At 74.0% G+C, this 18,107-nt stretch carries 16 protein-coding genes; 12 read left to right on the forward strand and 4 right to left on the reverse strand.

Annotation, left to right across the window (positions count from 1 at the left end):
• Positions 1-2: 2 nt before the first annotated feature.
• Positions 3-1,283: a hypothetical protein gene (locus tag ACIF6L_RS30200; protein ID WP_329487870.1), complete on the reverse strand. Its 1,281-nt coding sequence runs from the start codon at positions 1,281-1,283 to the stop codon at positions 3-5.
• A 394-nt stretch (positions 1,284-1,677) separates the two neighbouring features.
• On the opposite strand from ACIF6L_RS30200, the gene ACIF6L_RS30205 reads away from it, so the two are divergent.
• The 3 genes from ACIF6L_RS30205 to ACIF6L_RS30215 are packed head-to-tail and all read left to right on the forward strand — an operon-like array spanning position 1,678 to position 6,211.
• Complete coding sequence (locus tag ACIF6L_RS30205) at positions 1,678-2,322, forward strand: class F sortase (RefSeq protein ID WP_329487869.1); 645 nt, start codon at positions 1,678-1,680, stop codon at positions 2,320-2,322.
• The gene (locus ACIF6L_RS30210) at positions 2,319-3,644 is read left to right on the forward strand and encodes an alpha/beta hydrolase-fold protein (protein WP_329487868.1); all 1,326 of its coding nucleotides are present in this window, start codon (positions 2,319-2,321) and stop codon (positions 3,642-3,644) included. Before ACIF6L_RS30205 ends, ACIF6L_RS30210 begins: the two co-directional genes overlap by 4 nt.
• Positions 3,641-6,211 carry a bifunctional lysylphosphatidylglycerol flippase/synthetase MprF gene (locus ACIF6L_RS30215; protein WP_396490686.1) on the forward strand — a complete coding sequence of 857 codons (2,571 nt, stop codon included), beginning with the start codon at positions 3,641-3,643 and terminating at the stop codon, positions 6,209-6,211. The genes ACIF6L_RS30210 and ACIF6L_RS30215 overlap by 4 nt, the downstream gene beginning before the upstream one ends.
• A gap of 91 nt (positions 6,212-6,302) precedes the next feature.
• On the opposite strand, the gene ACIF6L_RS30220 is transcribed toward ACIF6L_RS30215, so the two are convergent.
• Entirely contained in the window at positions 6,303-6,752 is a 450-nt protein-coding gene (locus tag ACIF6L_RS30220; protein WP_329487866.1) for an SsgA family sporulation/cell division regulator, read from the reverse strand.
• Between the two features lie 326 nt (positions 6,753-7,078).
• On the opposite strand from ACIF6L_RS30220, the gene ACIF6L_RS30225 reads away from it, so the two are divergent.
• From ACIF6L_RS30225 to ACIF6L_RS30245, 5 genes are all read left to right on the forward strand, one after another.
• Entirely contained in the window at positions 7,079-8,911 is a 1,833-nt protein-coding gene (locus tag ACIF6L_RS30225) for a DEAD/DEAH box helicase (RefSeq protein ID WP_329492114.1), read from the forward strand.
• Positions 8,912-9,170: 259 nt separating this feature from the next.
• Positions 9,171-9,410, forward strand: coding sequence for a TM2 domain-containing protein (locus tag ACIF6L_RS30230; protein ID WP_329487865.1), 240 nt, complete (start codon positions 9,171-9,173; stop codon positions 9,408-9,410).
• Positions 9,411-9,412: 2 nt separating this feature from the next.
• A complete protein-coding gene (locus tag ACIF6L_RS30235) occupies positions 9,413-9,904 on the forward strand; it encodes a DUF2752 domain-containing protein (RefSeq protein WP_396490685.1) in 492 nt (163 codons plus the stop codon).
• Between the two features lie 460 nt (positions 9,905-10,364).
• Complete coding sequence (locus ACIF6L_RS30240; protein ID WP_329487863.1) at positions 10,365-11,015, forward strand: helix-turn-helix domain-containing protein; 651 nt, start codon at positions 10,365-10,367, stop codon at positions 11,013-11,015.
• A 24-nt stretch (positions 11,016-11,039) separates the two neighbouring features.
• On the forward strand, positions 11,040-11,846 hold the full coding sequence (locus ACIF6L_RS30245; RefSeq protein WP_359804904.1) for a S16 family serine protease: 807 nt from the start codon (positions 11,040-11,042) through the stop codon (positions 11,844-11,846).
• Between the two features lie 37 nt (positions 11,847-11,883).
• Here the strand turns inward: ACIF6L_RS30245 and ACIF6L_RS30250 are convergent, their stop codons facing one another.
• Entirely contained in the window at positions 11,884-12,450 is a 567-nt protein-coding gene (locus ACIF6L_RS30250) for an Lrp/AsnC family transcriptional regulator (protein ID WP_396490684.1), read from the reverse strand.
• 203 nt (positions 12,451-12,653) lie between these two features.
• Between ACIF6L_RS30250 and ACIF6L_RS30255 the strand changes: the two genes are divergently transcribed.
• Complete coding sequence (locus tag ACIF6L_RS30255; RefSeq protein WP_329487860.1) at positions 12,654-13,184, forward strand: VOC family protein; 531 nt, start codon at positions 12,654-12,656, stop codon at positions 13,182-13,184.
• A 16-nt stretch (positions 13,185-13,200) separates the two neighbouring features.
• Here ACIF6L_RS30255 and ACIF6L_RS30260 read toward each other — a convergent pair whose 3' ends face one another.
• A complete protein-coding gene (locus ACIF6L_RS30260; protein WP_359804908.1) occupies positions 13,201-13,776 on the reverse strand; it encodes a hypothetical protein in 576 nt (191 codons plus the stop codon).
• A gap of 178 nt (positions 13,777-13,954) precedes the next feature.
• Between ACIF6L_RS30260 and ACIF6L_RS30265 the strand changes: the two genes are divergently transcribed.
• The 3 genes from ACIF6L_RS30265 to ACIF6L_RS30275 all read left to right on the forward strand — a co-directional run bounded on the left by ACIF6L_RS30265 (position 13,955) and on the right by ACIF6L_RS30275 (position 18,081).
• Positions 13,955-14,680: a response regulator transcription factor gene (locus ACIF6L_RS30265; protein ID WP_329487858.1), complete on the forward strand. Its 726-nt coding sequence runs from the start codon at positions 13,955-13,957 to the stop codon at positions 14,678-14,680.
• 17 nt (positions 14,681-14,697) lie between these two features.
• Positions 14,698-16,194, forward strand: a complete 1,497-nt coding sequence (locus ACIF6L_RS30270) for an ATP-binding protein (protein WP_396490708.1) — start codon at positions 14,698-14,700, stop codon at positions 16,192-16,194.
• Positions 16,195-16,482: 288 nt separating this feature from the next.
• On the forward strand, positions 16,483-18,081 hold the full coding sequence (locus ACIF6L_RS30275; RefSeq protein WP_396490683.1) for a cellulose binding domain-containing protein: 1,599 nt from the start codon (positions 16,483-16,485) through the stop codon (positions 18,079-18,081).
• Positions 18,082-18,107: the final 26 nt, after the last annotated feature.

Genomic DNA, 18,107 nt, shown 5'->3' on the forward strand with positions numbered 1-18,107 from the left:
CGTCAGCCGGCGGCGGCACCGGCCGGCGCGGGGGAGCCGAGGAAGGTCTCCCAGCCGCCGGTCGGCGCCTGGCCGACGGCGAGGCCCTGCAGCTTGCGGAGCACCGCCGGGTCCTGGGCGTCCAGCCAGTCGACCAGCTGGCGGAACGAGACCAGCCGCACCCCGGGCTTGCCGGCGATCTCCTTGAGCGCGTCCTCGACGGCGTTCATGTAGATGCCGCCGTTCCACTGCTCGAAGTGGTTGCCGATGACGAATGGCGCCCGGTTGCCGTTGTAGGCGCGCTCGAAGCCCATCAGGTAGGAGTCCCTGGCCTGGGTCTGGTACGCGGCGTGCAGCGAGGGGTCGGCCTTGGTGTTGCTGCCGGACTGGTTGAACATGATGTTGTAGTCCATCGACAGCACCTGGAAGGTGTGCCCGGGGAAGGGGATGGACTGCAGCGGGAGGTCCCAGAGCGCCCCGCCCTGGATCTTCTGCGGCCAGACCTGCGTCCCGTTGCCGCTGCTGTCGTAGCGCCAGCCGCGCTTGACGGCGGTCGGCAGCAGGTTGCGCTGGCCCTCCAGACACGGGGTGCGGCTGCCGATCAGCTCCTTGCGGTAGTCGAAGGGCAGCGCCGGCAGGTCGGTGAAGCCGGTGGTGGTCTTCCAGTTGGTGACGAAGTCCATCGCCTGCTGGATCTCGCTGTCCCACTCCTGCGGCGACCACTGCCCGACGCCGGTGGCGCCGCAGAAGTGCCCGTTGAAGTGGGTGCCGATCTCGTGCCCCTCCAGCCAGGCCGCGTGCAGGTTCTCCAGGGTGTCGTGGATGTGCTGGTCCGACAGGTAGCCGATGTCGGAGGCGCCGACCTTGTGCTGCGGCGGACGGTAGAGGTCCTTCTTGGCCTCGGGCAGCAGGTAGAGGCCGCTCAGGAAGAAGGTCATCGACGCGTTGTGCTCCTGCGCCAGCCGGCGGAACCGGCGGAACAGGCCGTTGTCCAGTTCGCCGGCGCCGTCCCAGGAGAAGACCACGAACTGCGGCGGGCGCTCGCCGAGCTTCAGCGGCTCGACGGCGGGCTGGTTCGGCTGCGCACCGGTGTCCGAGGTGGAGCCGTCGCCGATCAGCGTGACGGGGGCCTTCGGGGGCGCGGAGCCCGGGCCGGCGTGGTCCGCCGCAGGGCTGGCCGGGGCCGGTTCCGGGGTCGCCGCCTGCGCTCCGCCGGCCCCGCCCTTGGTGCCGCAGCCGGCCGTGAGGGCGGCTGCGGTCGCGGCTCCGGCGGCCAGTAGGGTGCGGCGGGAGAGAGCGTCCATGGTCACTCCGTTCGTGGGGCGTGCGGCGGACCGGAGGCGCCCGGTCGGACAAGTGCGGTGATAGGCCTGTGAACGGGGTCAGCATGGCACGCGGACACGATCGGTCGCTGATCCACCACGAACGGTCGCAACTGATCGCCCGATTGGTGCAACCGGACACGTGTCCGAGATTGTCGATGGTCATGCAGGTGGACTCGGGAGTGGTCCGTCCGGCGGGATCCGGTCTCTCCCCGTGTTCGCTCCCCTACCCGGAGCACGGATCGGGCCGGTAGCCCTGCCGATCGGGGGGTGTCGATAGGACCATCGTATGGACGTGCCTTAAGGTCCAATCCGGTTGAATTGTTCCCAGGAAACTCTCAGGAACGATCGAGCTGTCAGCAGAGGGGAGCGCCGGGTGGGCGCCCAGCAGAGCAGGAGCCCGTGGCCGGGTACCCTGGCGGTCGGCGCCGCGATCGTCCTCGGGGCCTGGCTGCTGAACGACGGGGGCCACGCCGCACTGCCGCCGGCCCCCGGTGCGGGACAGTCCCTCTCCGGCTTCGCCCCGGTCTCCGTCGTCCCCCCGCTCGGCCCCTCCGCCCCGACCCGAATCAGGATCCCCGCCGTCAAGCTCGACGCCCCCGTCACCGGACTCGGACTGGACGGCGACGGCCGCCTCCAGACGCCCCCGGCGGCCGACCGCAACCTCGCCGGCTGGTACCGCGGCGGCGCCACCCCCGGTCAGCGCGGCACCGCGATCCTCGCGGGGCACGTCGACAACCAGAGCGGGCCCGCCGTCTTCTATCATCTGGGCGCGCTGCACCGCGGCGACCGGATCGAGATCGCCCGCGAGGACGGCGCGACCGCCGTCTACCAGCTCTACGCCATCGAAGTGCACGACCGAAAGGACTTCCCGGACGACCGGGTGTACCGCCAGGCCGCCGACGCCCAGCTCCGGGTGATCACGTGCGGCGGCGGGTACAGCGAGGAACACGGCTACCAGGGAAACGTGGTCGCCTACGGATTCCTGGCCGACACCACCCGGCCGGGGACACGTACATGACCACCGCCACGCTCGCCGTCCAATGGAACCCGATCGACTGGCCGCTGACGCACGGCCCGATCCCGCTCGCCGTGCTCGCCGCCGGCTGGGGCTCGCTGCTCCTGCTCGCGCTGGCCCGCGGCCGGAGCTGGTGGAACCGCCGGCTGCCCGCCGCGCTGTTCAGCGCCGCCGCGCTCAGCCTGGTGCTGGACGTCGTCGTGGACGACTGGTGGCACCCCTTCCCGGAGGGCCTGCCCCGCTACGTCACCTGGTGGATCGCCGTCGCGCTCCTCGGACTCTGCCTGGCCGGCTTCCGGATGCCCCGGCTCGGCCGGCGCGGCAAGCTGCTGGCGGTCGCCGCCGGAGCGCTGGTGCTGCTGATGGCCTCCTCCCAGGTCAACCGCGGGTTCGGCCAGTACCCCAGCGGCCGGGTCATGCTCGCGCCCTGGCTCTCCAAGACCCAGGGCCTCACCACCGGCTTCGACGCCCGGACGGTGAGCCCGCCCCCCGGCAAGGTGCTCGCCGACGTCTGGCAGGCGCCGCCCGGGCTGCCCGCCAAGGGCACCGTCTCGATCGAGCCGATACCGGGCGGAAAGTCCGGCTTCAAGGCCCGCGACGCGTACATCTACCTGCCGCCCGCCTACCAGGCCAGCCCACGCCCGCTGCTCCCGGTGGTGGTCCTGGTCACCGGCCAGCCCGGCAACCCGGGCGACTGGGTGCTCGGCGGCCAGGTGAACGAGGCGCTGGACGCCTTCGCCGCCGAGCACGACGGCCTGGCCCCGATCGTGGTGATGCCCGACCAGCTCGGGTCGATCTGGAACAACACGCTCTGCATGGACTCCAAGCTCGGCAACGTGCAGACCTACCTGGCCGAGGACGTGCCGAACTGGGTGCACCAGCACCTCCAGGCCGCCAAGGGCCGGGGCTCCTGGTCCATCGGCGGCGCCTCGATGGGCGGCACCTGCGCGCTCCAGATGGCCGTCAACGCTCCCGACGTCTACGGCTCGTTCCTCGACATGTCCGGGCAGGAGGAACCCACCCTGGGTACCCGGGAGCAGACCGTCGCCGCCGCCTTCGGCGGTGACCACGCCAAGTTCGACGCGATCGACCCGTTGCAGGTGATGCGGCGCAAGCGGTTCCCGGACACGGCGGCGGCGATCGTCGTCGGCCGCACCGACGGCGAGTTCCGCCCGCAGCAGGAGAAGGTCTACCAGGCGGCGCTCGACGCCGGGATGAAGGCGAGGTTCGATCTGATGCCGGGTGGGCACGGCTGGGTGGTGTTCCGGCCCGGAATCGTCGACCAACTGCCGTGGCTGGCCCAACAGACGGGATTGATCCGGTGATCCGGCTCAGCGCGGCTCCGGCGGTCGTCGCCGCCCGCGAACGCGAGCGCGAGCGTGAACGCGCGCACGACCACGGCCCCGGGCCGGTACCGGTGGCGACCGCCCCCGAGCCGGCCCCCCAGCCCGGGCGGCAGGCCGTCACCGGGATCGCCGACCGGCTGCGCGCCGCGCCGCTGACCCTGGCGCTGCTCGGCCTGCTCTGGACGGTCGGCGCCGCCACCGGCAGTCTGGCCGGCGGCCCCTCCCGGGGCCTGCTGGCCCAGATCGGCGTCGGCCTGCCCACCCTCGGCGAGGGCCGCTGGTGGACGCCGTTCACCTCGCTGCTCTGGTGCTCCAGCGCGGGCTCGTACGTCTTCACCAGCCTGCTGCTGCTCCTGGTCGGCCCGGCCGCCGAGAGCCGGCTCGGCCGGCGCCGGACCCTCCTGGTGCTGGTCGGCGGGCAGGTGCTGGGCACCCTGCTCGGCACCGGACTGGTCGCCTTCGGCGCACGGGCCGGCGAGCAGTGGACCCTCGCCGTCGCCGACCAGACCGCGACCGGCCCGGTCGTCGGCCTGTTCGCGCTGGCCGGCGTGCTCGGCTACCGGCTCACCGTGCTCTGGCGCCGCCGGCTGCACCTGCTGGTGGTGCTCGTCCCGCTGGTGATGACGCTGTACGTCGGCCACCTGCAGAGCGTCCAGCGCAGCGCCGGCGCGCTGCTCGGCCTCGGCATCGGCGCGCTGCTCGCCCGGCGCCGATGGCAGCTGCGCCCGCACCGCTCCTCGCACACCGAGACCCGGGTGCTGGTCGCGCTCTGCCTGGTGGCCGCCGCCCTCGGGCCGCTGGTCGCCTCGCTGTACGACAACGCGGCGGGGCCCTTCAACACCTTCTCCGAGCTGTACTTCTCGCACCGGCTCTCCCCGGACGAGGTCGCCGACTTCTGCGCGATGTCCGCCCACGACTGCGCCCGCGCGCACGCCGTCGAGCGGATATTCGACACCCCGGCGCGGCTGATGGCCGCGCTCTTCCCGGCCCTGCTGCTGGTCCTCGCCGAGGGCCTGCGCCGCGGCCTGCGGCTGGCCTGGCGGATCACCGTCGCCACCGAACTGCTCTGGGCGGCGCTGCTGCTCTGGCTGTTCGCCGGCACCGGCACCGGCGCCGGCGACGTGGTGCAGTACTTCGTCGAGGCGCTGCTGCTGCCGCTGCTCACCACCGGCCTGCTGCTGGCCACCCGGCACCGGTTCGGCCTGCGGCTGCCGGCCGCGGTGCTGCGCCGGCTCTCCCTCGTCACCGGCGGGGCGGCGCTGGCCGCGGCGGCCGCGTACGTGGGGTTCGGCCGGCTGGTGGCCGGCGAGTTCGACCCCCGTGCCGGGGTGGGCGGCCTGGTCGCCGGACTGCCGGCGCAGTTCCTGCCGCCCGCCTACAACGACCTGCTGCCCGACTACCCGATAGCGGTCGGCCCGCCGGCCCGCCTCCTGGAGACGTACTGCGGCCTGGCGTTCTGGGTGGTCGCGCTGACCGCCCTGCTGGTCGCCTTCCGCCGCCCGGTGGTGCACGCCGACGCCGAGGACGCCGCCCGCGCCCGCGCGCTGCTCACCGCGCACGGCGGCGGCACGCTGTCCTTCATCACCACCTGGGACGGCAACCACTACTGGTTCGACGAGGAGGGCCGGGCCGCCGTCGCCTACCGGGTGCTCTCCACCGTGGCGCTGACCACCGGCGACCCGTTCGGCGAGCCGGAGGCCCGACGCCGGGCGGTGGCCGGCTTCGCCCGGTACTGCGACACCCGCGGCTGGACGCCCTGCTTCTACAGCGTCACCCCGGAGACCAGCGACGCCGCCGGGCAGCTCGGCTGGCGCTCGCTCCAGGTGGCGGAGGACACCGTGGTCGCCCTGCCCGGACTGGCCTTCACCGGCCGCAAGTGGCAGGACATCCGGACCGCCCTCAACAAGGCGGGCAAGCAGGGCATCACCGCCGAGTGGTGGGCCTACCACGACGCGCCGCTCGCCCTGCGCGACCAGATCCGCTCGATCTCGGAGGAGTGGGTCTCCGAGAAGGGCCTGCCCGAGATGGGCTTCACCCTCGGCGGCCTGGAGGAGCTGGACGACCCGGCGGTCCGGCTGCTGATCGCCGTCGACGGCGACCGCGTCGTGCACGGGCTGACCAGCTGGATGCCGGTCTACGAGGACGGGGTACCGGTCGGCTGGACGCTGGACTTCATGCGCCGCCGCTCGGACGGCTTCCGGGGGGTGACGGAGTTCCTGATCGCCTCGGCCGCGCTCGGCTTCAAGGAGGAGGGCGCGCGCTTCGTCTCGCTCTCCGGCGCGCCGCTGGCCCGCTCCGGGCAGGACGCGCCGCCCACCGGGCTGCAGCGCACGCTGGACTGGATGGGCCGGGTCCTGGAGCCGGTCTACGGGTTCCGCTCCCTGCTGGCCTTCAAGGCGAAGTTCCAGCCGGAGTACCGGCCGCTGTACATGGCGTACCCCGATCCGGCGGCGCTGCCCAGCATCACCCGGGCGATAGGGAAGGCCTACCTGCCGCACCTGACGGCGGCGCAGGGCGTCCGGCTGATGCGCCGGCTCTCCTCCTGAGCCGCTCCGCTCCCGGCCCGCCGGGACGCCCGCCCGGGCCTCGGCCCCGGGCGGGCGCCGGCGGGCGCGCCACCGCCCCCGCCGGCGCCGGTCAGCCCAGGAGCTCGGCGAGGGCGCGGTCGGCGTCCAGGTGGCGGTGCTCCTCGCCCTCGGGAACGACCAGCCGGCTGTGCCAGAGGAAGCGCCGCAGGTCGGCGGTGTCGAACCGGACCAGCGCGGTGCCCTCGGCCGCGCGCAGCTCGACCATGGTGCGCCGGCCGGGGGCGGGCCGGACGTGGACGTCGCCGTCGCCGGCGGCCAGCTCCAGGCCGGCCGACAGCAGCTGCCGGGCGAAGACCCACTCGATGTCCGGGCCGGCGTCCCGGCCGGAGCCCGGCCCGGCGCCGTCGCCCGGTTCGTCCAGCGAGAACTCGGCGGGGAAGCCCATCCGGACGGCGAGCGGGTCCTCCCGGCGGTAGCCGAGGGCGACCCGCAGCCGGACCGACCGGTGGGCGGACAGGATCAGACGGGCCTGGACGGTCTCTTCGACGGTGGCGTGCACGGCGCGCCCTTTCTGGGGGAGTGAGGTCTTCGCGGTGGCATGAGGCCGGGGTGGCGGCTGTGGAGGGTGGGGCGGCCTCACTGGAGAGAGTCGGGCGGGGCGGTCGCGCTTACGCGGTTCCGGTGGGTGATTTCCGTGATCCGGGTCACATCGGTTTCCGGCCGTCCGGACGTATCGGAGGTCGAGCCTGGCCGCTCGAACGGCGCCGGACCGGTACGCTGGACCGGTTGTCCGATTGCCGCCCGACCGCGGCCGGGGGCCGCTAAACGGCCTCTGACCTGCGATGATCCCCCTCGGAGACCGTGAGTACTGCCGCCGCCTCCTCGATGCCCCTCTTCTCCGACGCGCAGGAGCCGCACGCGCCCGCCCGGGCCGCAGGCCAAGGCGCGTCGGCCGCTTCGCACCACCTGTCGCCGGCCTTCCCCGGCCGGGCCCCCTGGGGCACCGCCGGCAAGCTCCGGGCCTGGCAGCAGGGTGCGCTGGACAGGTACATCGAGAACCAGCCGCGCGACTTCCTCGCGGTCGCGACCCCGGGCGCCGGTAAGACCACCTTCGCCCTGACGCTGGCCTCCTACCTGCTGCACAACCACCTGGTGCAGCAGATCACCGTCGTCGCGCCGACCGAGCACCTGAAGAAGCAGTGGGCCGAGGCCGCCGCCCGGATAGGCATCAAGCTCGATCCGGCCTACTCCTCGGGCCCGCTCTCCCGCGAGTACCACGGCATCGTGGTCACCTACGCGGGCGTCGGGGTCAACCCGATGCTGCACCGCAACCGGACCGAGGCCCGCAAGACGCTGGTCATCATGGACGAGATCCACCACGCCGGTGACTCGAAGTCCTGGGGCGAGGCCTGCTTCGAGGCCTTCGAGCCGGCCTCCCGCCGGCTGGCGCTGACCGGTACGCCGTTCCGTTCGGACACCAACCCGATCCCGTTCGTCCAGTACGAGGCGGGCGGCGACGGCATCCGCAAGTCGGTCGCCGACTACACCTACGGCTACGGGCACGCGCTCGCCGACCACGTCGTGCGTCCGGTGATCTTCCTGAGCTACAGCGGCAACATGCGCTGGCGCACCAAGTCCGGCGACGAGCTGGAGGCGCGGCTCGGCGAGCCGATGACCAAGGACCTGATCGCCCAGGCCTGGCGCACCGCGCTGGCGCCGCAGGGCGAGTGGATCCCCAGCGTGCTCCAGGCCGCCGACCGGCGGCTGAGCGAGGTCCGCAAGGCGATCCCGGACGCCGGCGGCCTGGTGATCGCCACCGACCAGAACACCGCCCGCGCCTACGCCAAGATCCTCCGGGAGATCAGCGGCGAGAAGGCCACCGTGGTGCTCTCCGACGAGGCGGAGGCGTCCCAGCGGATCTCCGACTTCTCGGCGGGCGACGCGCGCTGGATGGTCGCGGTCCGGATGGTGTCCGAGGGCGTCGACGTGCCGCGGCTGGCCGTCGGGGTGTACGCCACCTCGATCTCCACCCCGCTGTTCTTCGCGCAGGCCGTCGGCCGCTTCGTGCGGGCCCGCAAGCGCGGCGAGACCGCGTCCGTCTTCCTGCCGACCATCCCGACGCTGCTGGGCTTCGCCAACGAGATGGAGCTCCAGCGCGACCACGTGCTGGACCGGCCGAAGAAGGAGGGCGAGGGCCTCTTCGACGAGGAGGACCGGCTGCTCGCCGAGGCCGAGCGGGCCAACGACGGGCCGGACGGCGCGGGCGGCGAGGAGTTCTCCTACGAGGCGATCGGCTCCGACGCGGTCTTCGACCGGGTGCTGTACAACGCCATGGAATTCGGCATGCAGGCGCACCCGGGCAGCGAGGAGGAGGAGGAGTACCTCGGCATCCCGGGCCTGCTGGAGCCGGACCAGGTGCAGATGCTGCTGCAGAAGCGCCAGCACCGCCAGATCCAGCGCAGCAAGGCCAAGCCCGCCGAGGAGGCCGACCTGCTGGAGCTGCCGGCCGAGCAGCGGCCGGTGGTCACCCACCAGGAACTGCGCGAGCTGCGCAAGGAGTTGAACGCGCTGGTGGCGGCCTGGCACCACCGGACGAGCCAGCCGCACGGCACCATCCACAACGAGCTGCGGCGCCAGTGCGGCGGTCCGCTCACCGCGCAGGCGACGGTCAATCAGCTGAAGGCCCGGATCGAGCGGATCCGGGAGTGGGCGAAGTAACGGACGTCGGCGAATTGTCCGGCAACGCCCGAAGGTCATGTGACGGTCAGGCGAACGCGAAGAATCTGTGGAGACAGCCGGTGTGATGATCGGCTAGTGTTCCGCGTGCCGCGCCGCCTCCGGGTCTGTCGTGGTTGCGCCCCGCCCCGTCCGGACGGTGGCCGCAGCCCCCGGTGAGCCGGGCCGGCAACCTCACCAGTCGAGGCAGCGACCGTCCCGTCGCGAGCTCGAACATGCCGTCACAAGGAGCACACCGAACGTGTCGTACCCGCCCCACGCCCAGCCCGAGCTCTCCGACAAGTCCAAGGTCGTCGCCGGTATCCTGACGATCCTGCTCGGCAGCCTGGGCGTCGGCCGCTTCTACACCGGCCACATCGGCATGGGCATCGCCCAGCTGCTGACCTGCGGTGGTCTCGGTGTCTGGTCGCTGATCGACGGCATCCTGTTCCTCACCAGCAACGACCGCACGGACGCCCAGGGCCGTCTGCTGCGCAGCTGATCTTGCCCAGGCCATTCGCGGCGCGCCGCCCCGGCTCCGGCCGGGGCGGCTTCGCCGTGCCCGGGGCCGACGGCCCCGCCCCCCGGCTGCCGTTCCTCGCCCGGCTGCCCCTCCCGGCCCGGCTGCGCACCGCGGGACCGCCGCTGGCGGTGCTCGGCGGCGGCCTGGCCGGCTGCGCCTACCTGTGGTCGCGCGACCCGCACCTGCCCGGGCAGCTGCTGCCGTTCTGCCCCTGGCACAAAATCACCGGACTGGACTGCCCCGGCTGCGGCGGCACCCGGATGACGTACGACCTGCTGCACGGCGACCTCGCGGCGGCCTGGCACGACAACGCGGCGCTGTTGCTCTCGCTGCCGCTGGTCGCGCTGCTCTACCTCACCTGGCTGCGGCACGGCCTGGCCGGCCGGAGCTGGCGGCCGACGCTCGGCCGGGGCGGCACGGCGGTGGTGCTGGGCACCGCGGTGGCCTGGACGGTGCTGCGCAACCTGCTCTGAGGCGCGATCTGCTCCGAGCCCGCGATCTGCTCCGAGCCGCGATCTGCTCCGAGCCCGCGATCTGCTCTGAGCCGCGACCTGCTCTGAGGCGCGATCTGCTCCGAGCCGCGCCCGGCGAGCGGCCCCCGCCGCGGCGGGGGCTGTCCGAACTTCGGACTGTGGTCGAACTTGTGCCCAGTCCAGGGCCGTGAAATGTGGGCCTTTGTCCGGGTTCGTCATGCGTGACGAAATCGATCATGCCCGAATTTTGGACAACCACTTCCGCCGCGACAATTCCTTCACTACCTTTCCCACACGCTCCCCCGTCGGGTAACCCCCGTCGGGACGGGCGCTGCAGGACCGCCAGGACGTCAAGGACGACACACCGCGGCCCGAGCGCGGCCACCCACCTGCGCGCGACACCTGAGTCCCGGACCGGCGCCGCCGCTCCGGCGGCCGCCGCGGAAAGGACATGCGCGTCGTGACTGCAGAGACCTCCCAGACCCTGGACCGGGGCGTCCGGGTCCTCAAACTCCTCGCCGACTCGGAACGCGGGCTCACCGTCACCGAGCTCGCCGCCCGCCTCGCGGTCAACCGGACCGTCGTCTACCGGCTGCTGGCCACGCTGGAACAGCATGGGCTGGTCCGCCGCGACATCGGCGGCCGGGCCCGGGTGGGCCTGGGCGTGCTGCGGCTTGCCCACCGGGTGCACCCGCTGCTGCGCGAGGCGGCGCTGCCGGCCCTGCGCAGCCTGGCCGAGGACCTCGGCGCCACCGCCCACCTCACCCTGGTCGACGGCAACGAGGCGCTGGCCGTCGCCGTGGTCGAGCCCAGCTGGACGGACTTCCACGTCGCCTACCGGACCGGGCTGCGCCACCCGCTGGGGGAGAGCGCCGCCGGGCGGGCGATCCTGGAGGCGCGCGGCTTCCCCAGCCAGCGCCGTCCGGAGTCAGGTTTCGTCATCACCCGTGCGGAGGAGCAGTCGGGTGCGAGCGGCGCGGCCGCCGCACTGGTCGGGCTGAGCGGGATCGAGGGCAGCGTCGGCGTGGTGATGCTGAACGGGCTCGTCCCCGAGCGGGTCGGCCCCCGGGTGGTGGAGGCGGCGACCGAGGTCGCCGACGCCCTGCGATAGCGCCGGGTGTGTTTGGATGCCTCTGTGTCCGACACCAAGCTGCCCAAGGCCCTGACCGCCCCCCGCACCCGCGCGCTGGCGCTGTGCGGGGTGCTGGTCGCCGCGCTGTTCGGCGTGGCGGCCTTCGTTCCGCTGCCGTACACGCTCACCTGGCCGGGGGTCACCGCGGACACCCTCGGCAGCTACCAGGACAAGCCGGTGCTGACCGTCACCGGAGCGCCGGTGCGCACCACCGACGGGGAGCTGCGGATGGTGACCATCTCGGCGACCAATCCGGGGGACCGCACCACCTTCTGGCGGTCGCTGCGGGCCTGGTTCGACCAGGACGAGGCGGTCCGTCCGACCGAGACGGTCTACCCGCAGGGCGATCCGGCCGAGGCGCAGGAGGTGACGGCCCAGCAGATGACCGAGTCGCAGGACAGCGCCACCACGGCCGCGCTCTCCTACCTACACCTCTCGCCCGCCCAGGTGAAGGTGAAGGTCGACCTCGGTGACATCGGCGGCCCGAGCGCGGGCCAGATGCTGGCGCTGGGCATCGTCGACAAGCTGGCCGGCGACGGCAAGGGCGGCGACCTCACCGGCGGGCTGACGGTCGCGGGGACCGGCACCATCGACGACCAGGGCGTCATCGGCCCGGTCGGCGGCGTGCCGCTGAAGACCCAGGCGGCGGCCCGGGACGGCGCGACGGTGTTCCTGCTGCCCAAGGACGAGTGCGCGGACGCCAAGGTCAACCTGCCCGACGGTCTGCGGCTGGTGCCGGTGGGCACGCTGAGCGAGTCGATCTCCGCGCTGGACGCGCTGCGCGGCGGCGGGACCGTCCCCACCTGCTGAGGTCCCGGCGGGCACCGCCGGAGCCGGACCGGACGGGCTACTCGGCCGCGGCCTGGTCCACCAACGGCAGGATCCGGTACGGCACCGGGTTCTCCAGCGCGATGGCCGTCGAGGAGCGGACGATCCCGTCGAACCCCACCACCCGGTCGATCACGCGCTGCAGATCGGCGTTGGACCGGGCCACGATCCGCACCATCATGTCCCCGTGCCCGGTGATCGTGTGCAGCTCCAGGACCTCCGGCACCGCCGCCAGGTGGGCCCGCACGTCGGCGCCCTGGCCCTGGGAGATCTCCAGCGTGGCGAAGGCCGTCACCGGGTAGCCGAGCGCGGCCGGGTCCACCTCGGGCCCGAAGCCGCCGATCACCCCCTTGGCCTGGAGCCGGTCCAGCCGCGCCTGGACGGTGCCCCGGGCCACCTGGAGGCGGCGCGAGCACTCCAGCACGCCGATCCGCGGCTCCTCCGCCAGCAGCCGGATCAGCCGGCCGTCCAGGACGTCGATCGCGTCGTTGGCGGTACCCGGAGCGGCGCCCGAAGACGCTTGCCCAGGAGTGGAGTTGGGCGATCCGGTGGAGTTCGGGGAACTCGGGGAGTGGGCGGGGGGCATCGCGGGGCTCCGTCCTCCGGTGGGCATTCTGTACAGCGGTGCGGCCGATTCTCCCGCCCCGGCGCACACCTTGACCAGGAGGAAACGGAACAGTTGCGCGCCGGTCGGCCCGGCGCCACCCTCCAGCCACAACCCCGTGAGCCGGTCCCCACACCGGCCTGCGGGGCAGACCGTGGTCCCGCACGCCCACCGGGAGGGCCGTCATGACCGACACCGCCGCCGAACCCCTGCTGTTCACCGCGGGCCTGGAGGAGCCCGACCTCGTCCCGATGGGGCACGCCGACGCGGTGGTCTTCGCCGTCGCCGACGCGGAGCGTGCGGCACGCCGCTACGCCACGGCGCTCGGCCTGCGCTGTACCGCCTACGCCGGGCCCGACACCGGCGAGCCGGAGACCGTCTCCTACGTGCTGCGCGCACCCGGGACCAGGTTCGTGCTGACCTCGCTGGTCCAGGTGATCGGGCCGCGCGGCCGGGAGCTGGCCGGCCACCTGGCCCGGCACGGCGACGGGGTGCTCGACCTCGCTGTCGGTGTACCGGACGTCCACTACGCCTACGACTACGCGGTGGACCGGGGCGCCAGCTCGCTCGCCGAGCCCTACGAGGCGCACGACCGGTACGGGGTGGTGGTGCTGGCCGCGATCGGGGTGCCCGGCGGCACCCGGCACACCCTGGTCGACCGCTCCCGCTACCGGGGCCCGTACCTGCCCGGGTACGTCCCCTTCGACCGGTGGTGACCGGCCGGGGGGGCGGTCAGCGGACGACCGTCTCCACCGTCGGCGGGTGGCCGTTCCAGGCGACGAAGACCGAGTTGGCCTGGTCGCCCTTGGTGAAGTCCACCCGCATCCACTGCGGGCCGTTCCAGACCTGCATCTGCCAGCCCGGGTCCGGGGTGGCGGAGACCAGCGAGGCGTTGTCCGGCCGGATGTCCAGGGCCACCTTGCCACCGGGGACGGGGTAACTGCGCACGGTGGACGTGGCGGTCGGGGCGGCGGCCGCGGTCGTCGTGGCGGTGGTGGGCGCGGGACGGCGTGACGCGGGCGGGGTACCGGGCGCCGCCGCACTGCGCTGGGTGGTCGCCGAGGCCGGCGCGGGCGTCGGGCCGGAGCTCTCCGGCCGGGGCGCGGACGGCTCCTGGGGCGGCGTCGGAACCGGCGCCGACGCGACCGGGGAGCGTGCTCCGCCGGCGGCCGGGGACGGCAGCGGCAGCGCCGTCGGCTGCTCGAACGCGGCGCCGGTCAGCACCGCGTGCACGCCGAACCAGGACAGCGCCACCGCCGCCCCGGTGGCCGCCGCCCAGGCGCCGAGCTGTACCAGTCCGTTCCGCATCGTGCGCACATCCTGCCGTATTCGGGGCCGCCGCAGGTGGGCAGCCCTGCTATTCAGCAGGCAACTTTCACAAAACACCAGGGGACGGAGCGAATCGGTCCGGAGCCGTCCGGCGGCCCCTCCCGGACCCACCCCGAGGTACAGACCACCGCACGCCGATGGCGTACCGTGCAGCCCCATGGCAACAGTGCTCGTGGTCGAGGACGACCCCTTCGTACGCTCCGCCCTCATCCGGCATCTGGCCGACACCGGTCACGCGGTCCGCAGTGTGGGCACGGCACTTGAGGCGTTGCGCGAGGTGGCCCAGGTCGGCTGCGACCTGGTGATCCTCGATCTCGGCCTGCCCGATCTGGACGGCAGCGAGGCGCTCAAGATGATCCGTGGCCTGACCAACGTGCCGGTGATCATCTCCACCGCCCGGGACGACGAGGCCGAGATCGTCCGGCTGCTCAACGACGGTGCCGACGACTACCTGGTGAAACCTTTTTCCGGGGAACACCTCAGCGCCCGGATGGCCGCCGTACTGCGCCGCCTCGGCGGCGGGACGGCCCCGGTCACCCAGGTGCTCCGGGTCGGCGGGCTCGCCATCGACCTCCAGCGCCGCGAGGCCACCCTGGACGGCCGGGCGCTCGACCTGACCCGCCGCGAGTTCGACCTGCTGGCCTTCCTCGCCGCCCGCCCCGGCGTGGTCGTGCCGCGCAAGGAGATCCTGGCCGAGGTGTGGCGCCAGACCTACGGCGGCGACCAGACCATCGACGTCCACCTCTCCTGGCTGCGCCGCAAGCTCGGCGAGACCGCCTCCAACCCCCGCTACCTGCACACCGTGCGCGGCGTCGGCGTCCGGCTGGAGGCGACCGGGCACCCGGCGGGGCCCGGCCCCGCCCCCACGGAGGGCCGGGCGTGAGGCGGTTCGGGCACTCGTTGCGCTGGGCCCTGATCAAGGCCGCGGTGGCCGGGACCACCATGGTCGCGCTGGCCTTCCTCATCCCGCTCGGGCTGATGGTCCAACAGACCGCGCGGGACCGGGCGTTCACCGCGGCCGAACGGCAGGCGGCGGCGCTCGGCCCGGCCCTCGCCATCACCACCGACCAGGGCGCCATCGCCCGTGCGGTGGCCAGTACCGACGCCGGTGCGCAGGGGCGGATGGCGGTCCATCTGCCGGCCCCGGGCCCGGTGCCGGCCGCGGACTCGCCCTCGGCGCCGCCGAACCCGCTGCCGTCATCGCCGCCCTCCTCGCTGCCCTCCGAACCGTCCTCCGCCGGGGCGCCGATGATCGGGCCGGACGGCGGGGCGACCATCGGCGAGGCCCGTGCGCTGGCCGCCGACGTGGGCACCGCCGGCGGCCAGGGCCGCTCGTTCACCGTCGAGGTGCCCGGCGGCTTCGCCCTCCTGCAGCCGGTGGCCGTCGACACCGGCCGGACGGCCGTGGTCGAGGTGTTCGTGGCCGACGGCGACCTCACCCGCGGGGTCTCCACCGCCTGGCTGGTGCTGTCCGCGGTCGCGCTCGCCCTGGTCGCCATCTCGGTGCTGGTGGCCGACCGGATGGGCACCCGGATCGTCGGCTCGGCCCGCCGGCTGGCCGCCGCGGCCCGCTCGCTCGGCGGCGGCAACCTCGCCGTCCGGGTGCCCGTCGACGACCGGCAGACCGCCGGGAGCCCGGAGGAGCTGCGCGAAGCCGCCCACGCGTTCAACACGATGGCCGACCGGGTCGTCCAGTTGCTCGCCGCCGAAAGGGAGTTGGCCGCCGACCTGTCGCACCGGCTGCGCACCCCGCTCACCGTGCTGCGGCTCAACGCCGCCTCGCTGGGCGAGGGCGACGCGGCCGACGCCACCCGGCACGCCGTCTCCCAACTGGAGCGCGAGGTCGACCAGATCATCCGTTCGGCCCGGCGCGCGCCCGAGGACGCGCCCGCCGTCACCGTCGGCTGCGACGCCGCCGAGGTGATCCGGGAGCGGGTCGGCTTCTGGTCCGCGCTCGCCGAGGACGAGGGGCGCCGCTGGCAGCTGGCCGGCGCCGACCAACCCGCCGGCGTGTCCGTCCAACGCGGCGACCTCGCCGCCGCCGTCGACGCCCTGCTCGGCAACGTCTTCCGCCACACCGCCGTCGGCACCGCGTTCTCGGTCGACGTGCTCGCCACCGACAGCTCGGTGATCGTGCTGGTCGGCGACGCCGGACCGGGCTTCACCGACCCCGAGGCCGCCCTGGAGCGCGGGCAGGGCGACGGCGGCGAGGGCTCCACCGGCCTCGGCCTGGACATCGCCCGCAAGCTCGCCGAGGTCACCGGCGGCGACCTCGCGCTCGGTCGCTCCGCGGGGCTTGGCGGCGCCGAGATCCGGCTGCGGCTGCAGGCCCGCCCCGACGGCGCCCCCGCCCGCGCCAGCCGCCGGCGCAGCCGCGGCACGCTGTTCCAGCGCTGAGCGGTCCCCGGCGCCGGGCGGCCCCGCGCGCCGGTGCCGCGCACCGGTGTCGCGCACCGGGGTCGCCCCTCTTCCTTAAGCGGGCCCTAAGAGAGCTGTACCCCTCGCTCAGCAGGCCCGTTCCGGCCCTCCCGCCCCACTAGCGTCATCCGCGCCGGTCACCCGACCGAGCCGGGTCACGCCGCCCGCGACGGGTCCATCCACCCGCGCCCGGCCGCCGCGACCCCGTCCGGCCCAGCCGTCCCCCGCGCCCTCCGGGCGGGAGGCGCCCCCTACGGAGGTACGCCCATGACGACCCAGCCCGAACGCCGCCGGGGCCGCCGCCGACGCAGCCGCAAGGGAGTCGTCCTCGCTTCCTCGGCCGTCGCCGCCGCGCTGGTCGCGGGCGCGGTCGTGACCCTCGCCTCCTCGGCCAGCGCCGCCTCGCTCGGCGCCGTCTACACCCGCACCAGCGCCTGGGACGCCGGCTACACCGGCCAGTACCTGGTCACCAACCCGGCCGGCAGCGCGATCGAGGACTGGACGCTGTCCTTCGACCTGCCGGCCGGAGCGAAGATCGACTCGCTCTGGAACGCCACCTTCAGCGCCGACGGGCAGCACGTCACCGTCAAGCCCGAGGCCTGGAGCAAGCGGCTGGAGCCCGGCCGGAGCCTGGTGGTCGGCTTCGTCGCCCAGGGCGCCGGCGCCGCGCAGGCGGAGCCCGGCAACTGCCTGATCAACAACGCCTCCTGCAAGGCCGGCGACACCGTGCCGACCCCCTCGGGCCGCCCGACGGGCACCCCCGGCACCTCGCCGACCCCGACCGGCACGCCCGTCGTGACGCCGACCGCGACGGCCACCGCCACCGCCCGGCCGACCACCGCGTCCCCGAGCCCCACCGCCACGACCAGGCCGACCACCCCGGCGCCGACCACCAGCGCCACCCCCGCGCCCACCGCCACCGCGACCGGCACGCCCGCCCCGGCCACCGGCGCCGGCTTCGCGCCGTACGTGGACACCTCGCTGTACCCGCCGTACGACCTGGTCGCCACCGCGAAGGCCACCGGCGTGAAGAACTTCACCCTCGCCTTCGTGGTCTCCGGCGGCGGCTGCACCCCGAAGTGGGGCGGCGTCAGCGAGCTGTCCGCCGACGCGGTGGCCGCCCAGATCGGCGCGCTGCGGGCGATCGGCGGCGACGTCCGGGTCTCCTTCGGCGGCGCCAACGGCAGCGAGCTGGCCCTCGCCTGCGCCACCACGGCCGACCTGACCGCCGTGTACCAGCAGACCGTCGACGCCTTCGGGCTGACCAAGGTCGACTTCGACGTCGAGGGCGGCGCGATCGCCAACACCGCCGCCAACACCCGCCGTGCCCAGGCCGTCGCCCAGCTGCAGAAGAACGCGGCCGCCAAGGGCAAGGCCCTGGACGTCTCCTTCACCCTCCCCGCGCTGCCCTCCGGCCTGACCCAGGAAGGCGTCGACCTGGTGGCCGACGCCAAGCGCAACGGCGTCGCGATCGGCGCGGTCAACATCATGGCGATGGACTTCGGGGACGGCGTCGCCCCGAACCCGCAGGGCCAGATGGGCAAGTACGCCATCGCCGCGGCCACCGCCACCCAGGCCCAGGTCAAGAGCGTGCTCGGGCTGGACGACGCGGCCGCCTGGCGCAAGGTCGCGGTCACCCCGATGATCGGGGTCAACGACGTGGCCAGCGAGGTCTTCACGGTCGCCGACGCCAAGCAGCTCGCCGAGTTCGCCGGGACCAAGCACCTGGCCTGGCTGGCGATGTGGTCCGGCACCCGCGACAAGGCGTGCGCGGGCGGTGCCAAGGCGTACGCCGACGCGAGCTGCAGCAGCATCGTCCAGCAGCCGCTGGACTTCACCCGGGCCCTCGGCGCCTACGCCGGCTGAGCCCCGCGACCCCTCCCCGGGACCCC

It is taken from the genome of Kitasatospora sp. NPDC086009 (assembly GCF_044540385.1).
GTDB lineage: Bacteria > Actinomycetota > Actinomycetes > Streptomycetales > Streptomycetaceae > Kitasatospora.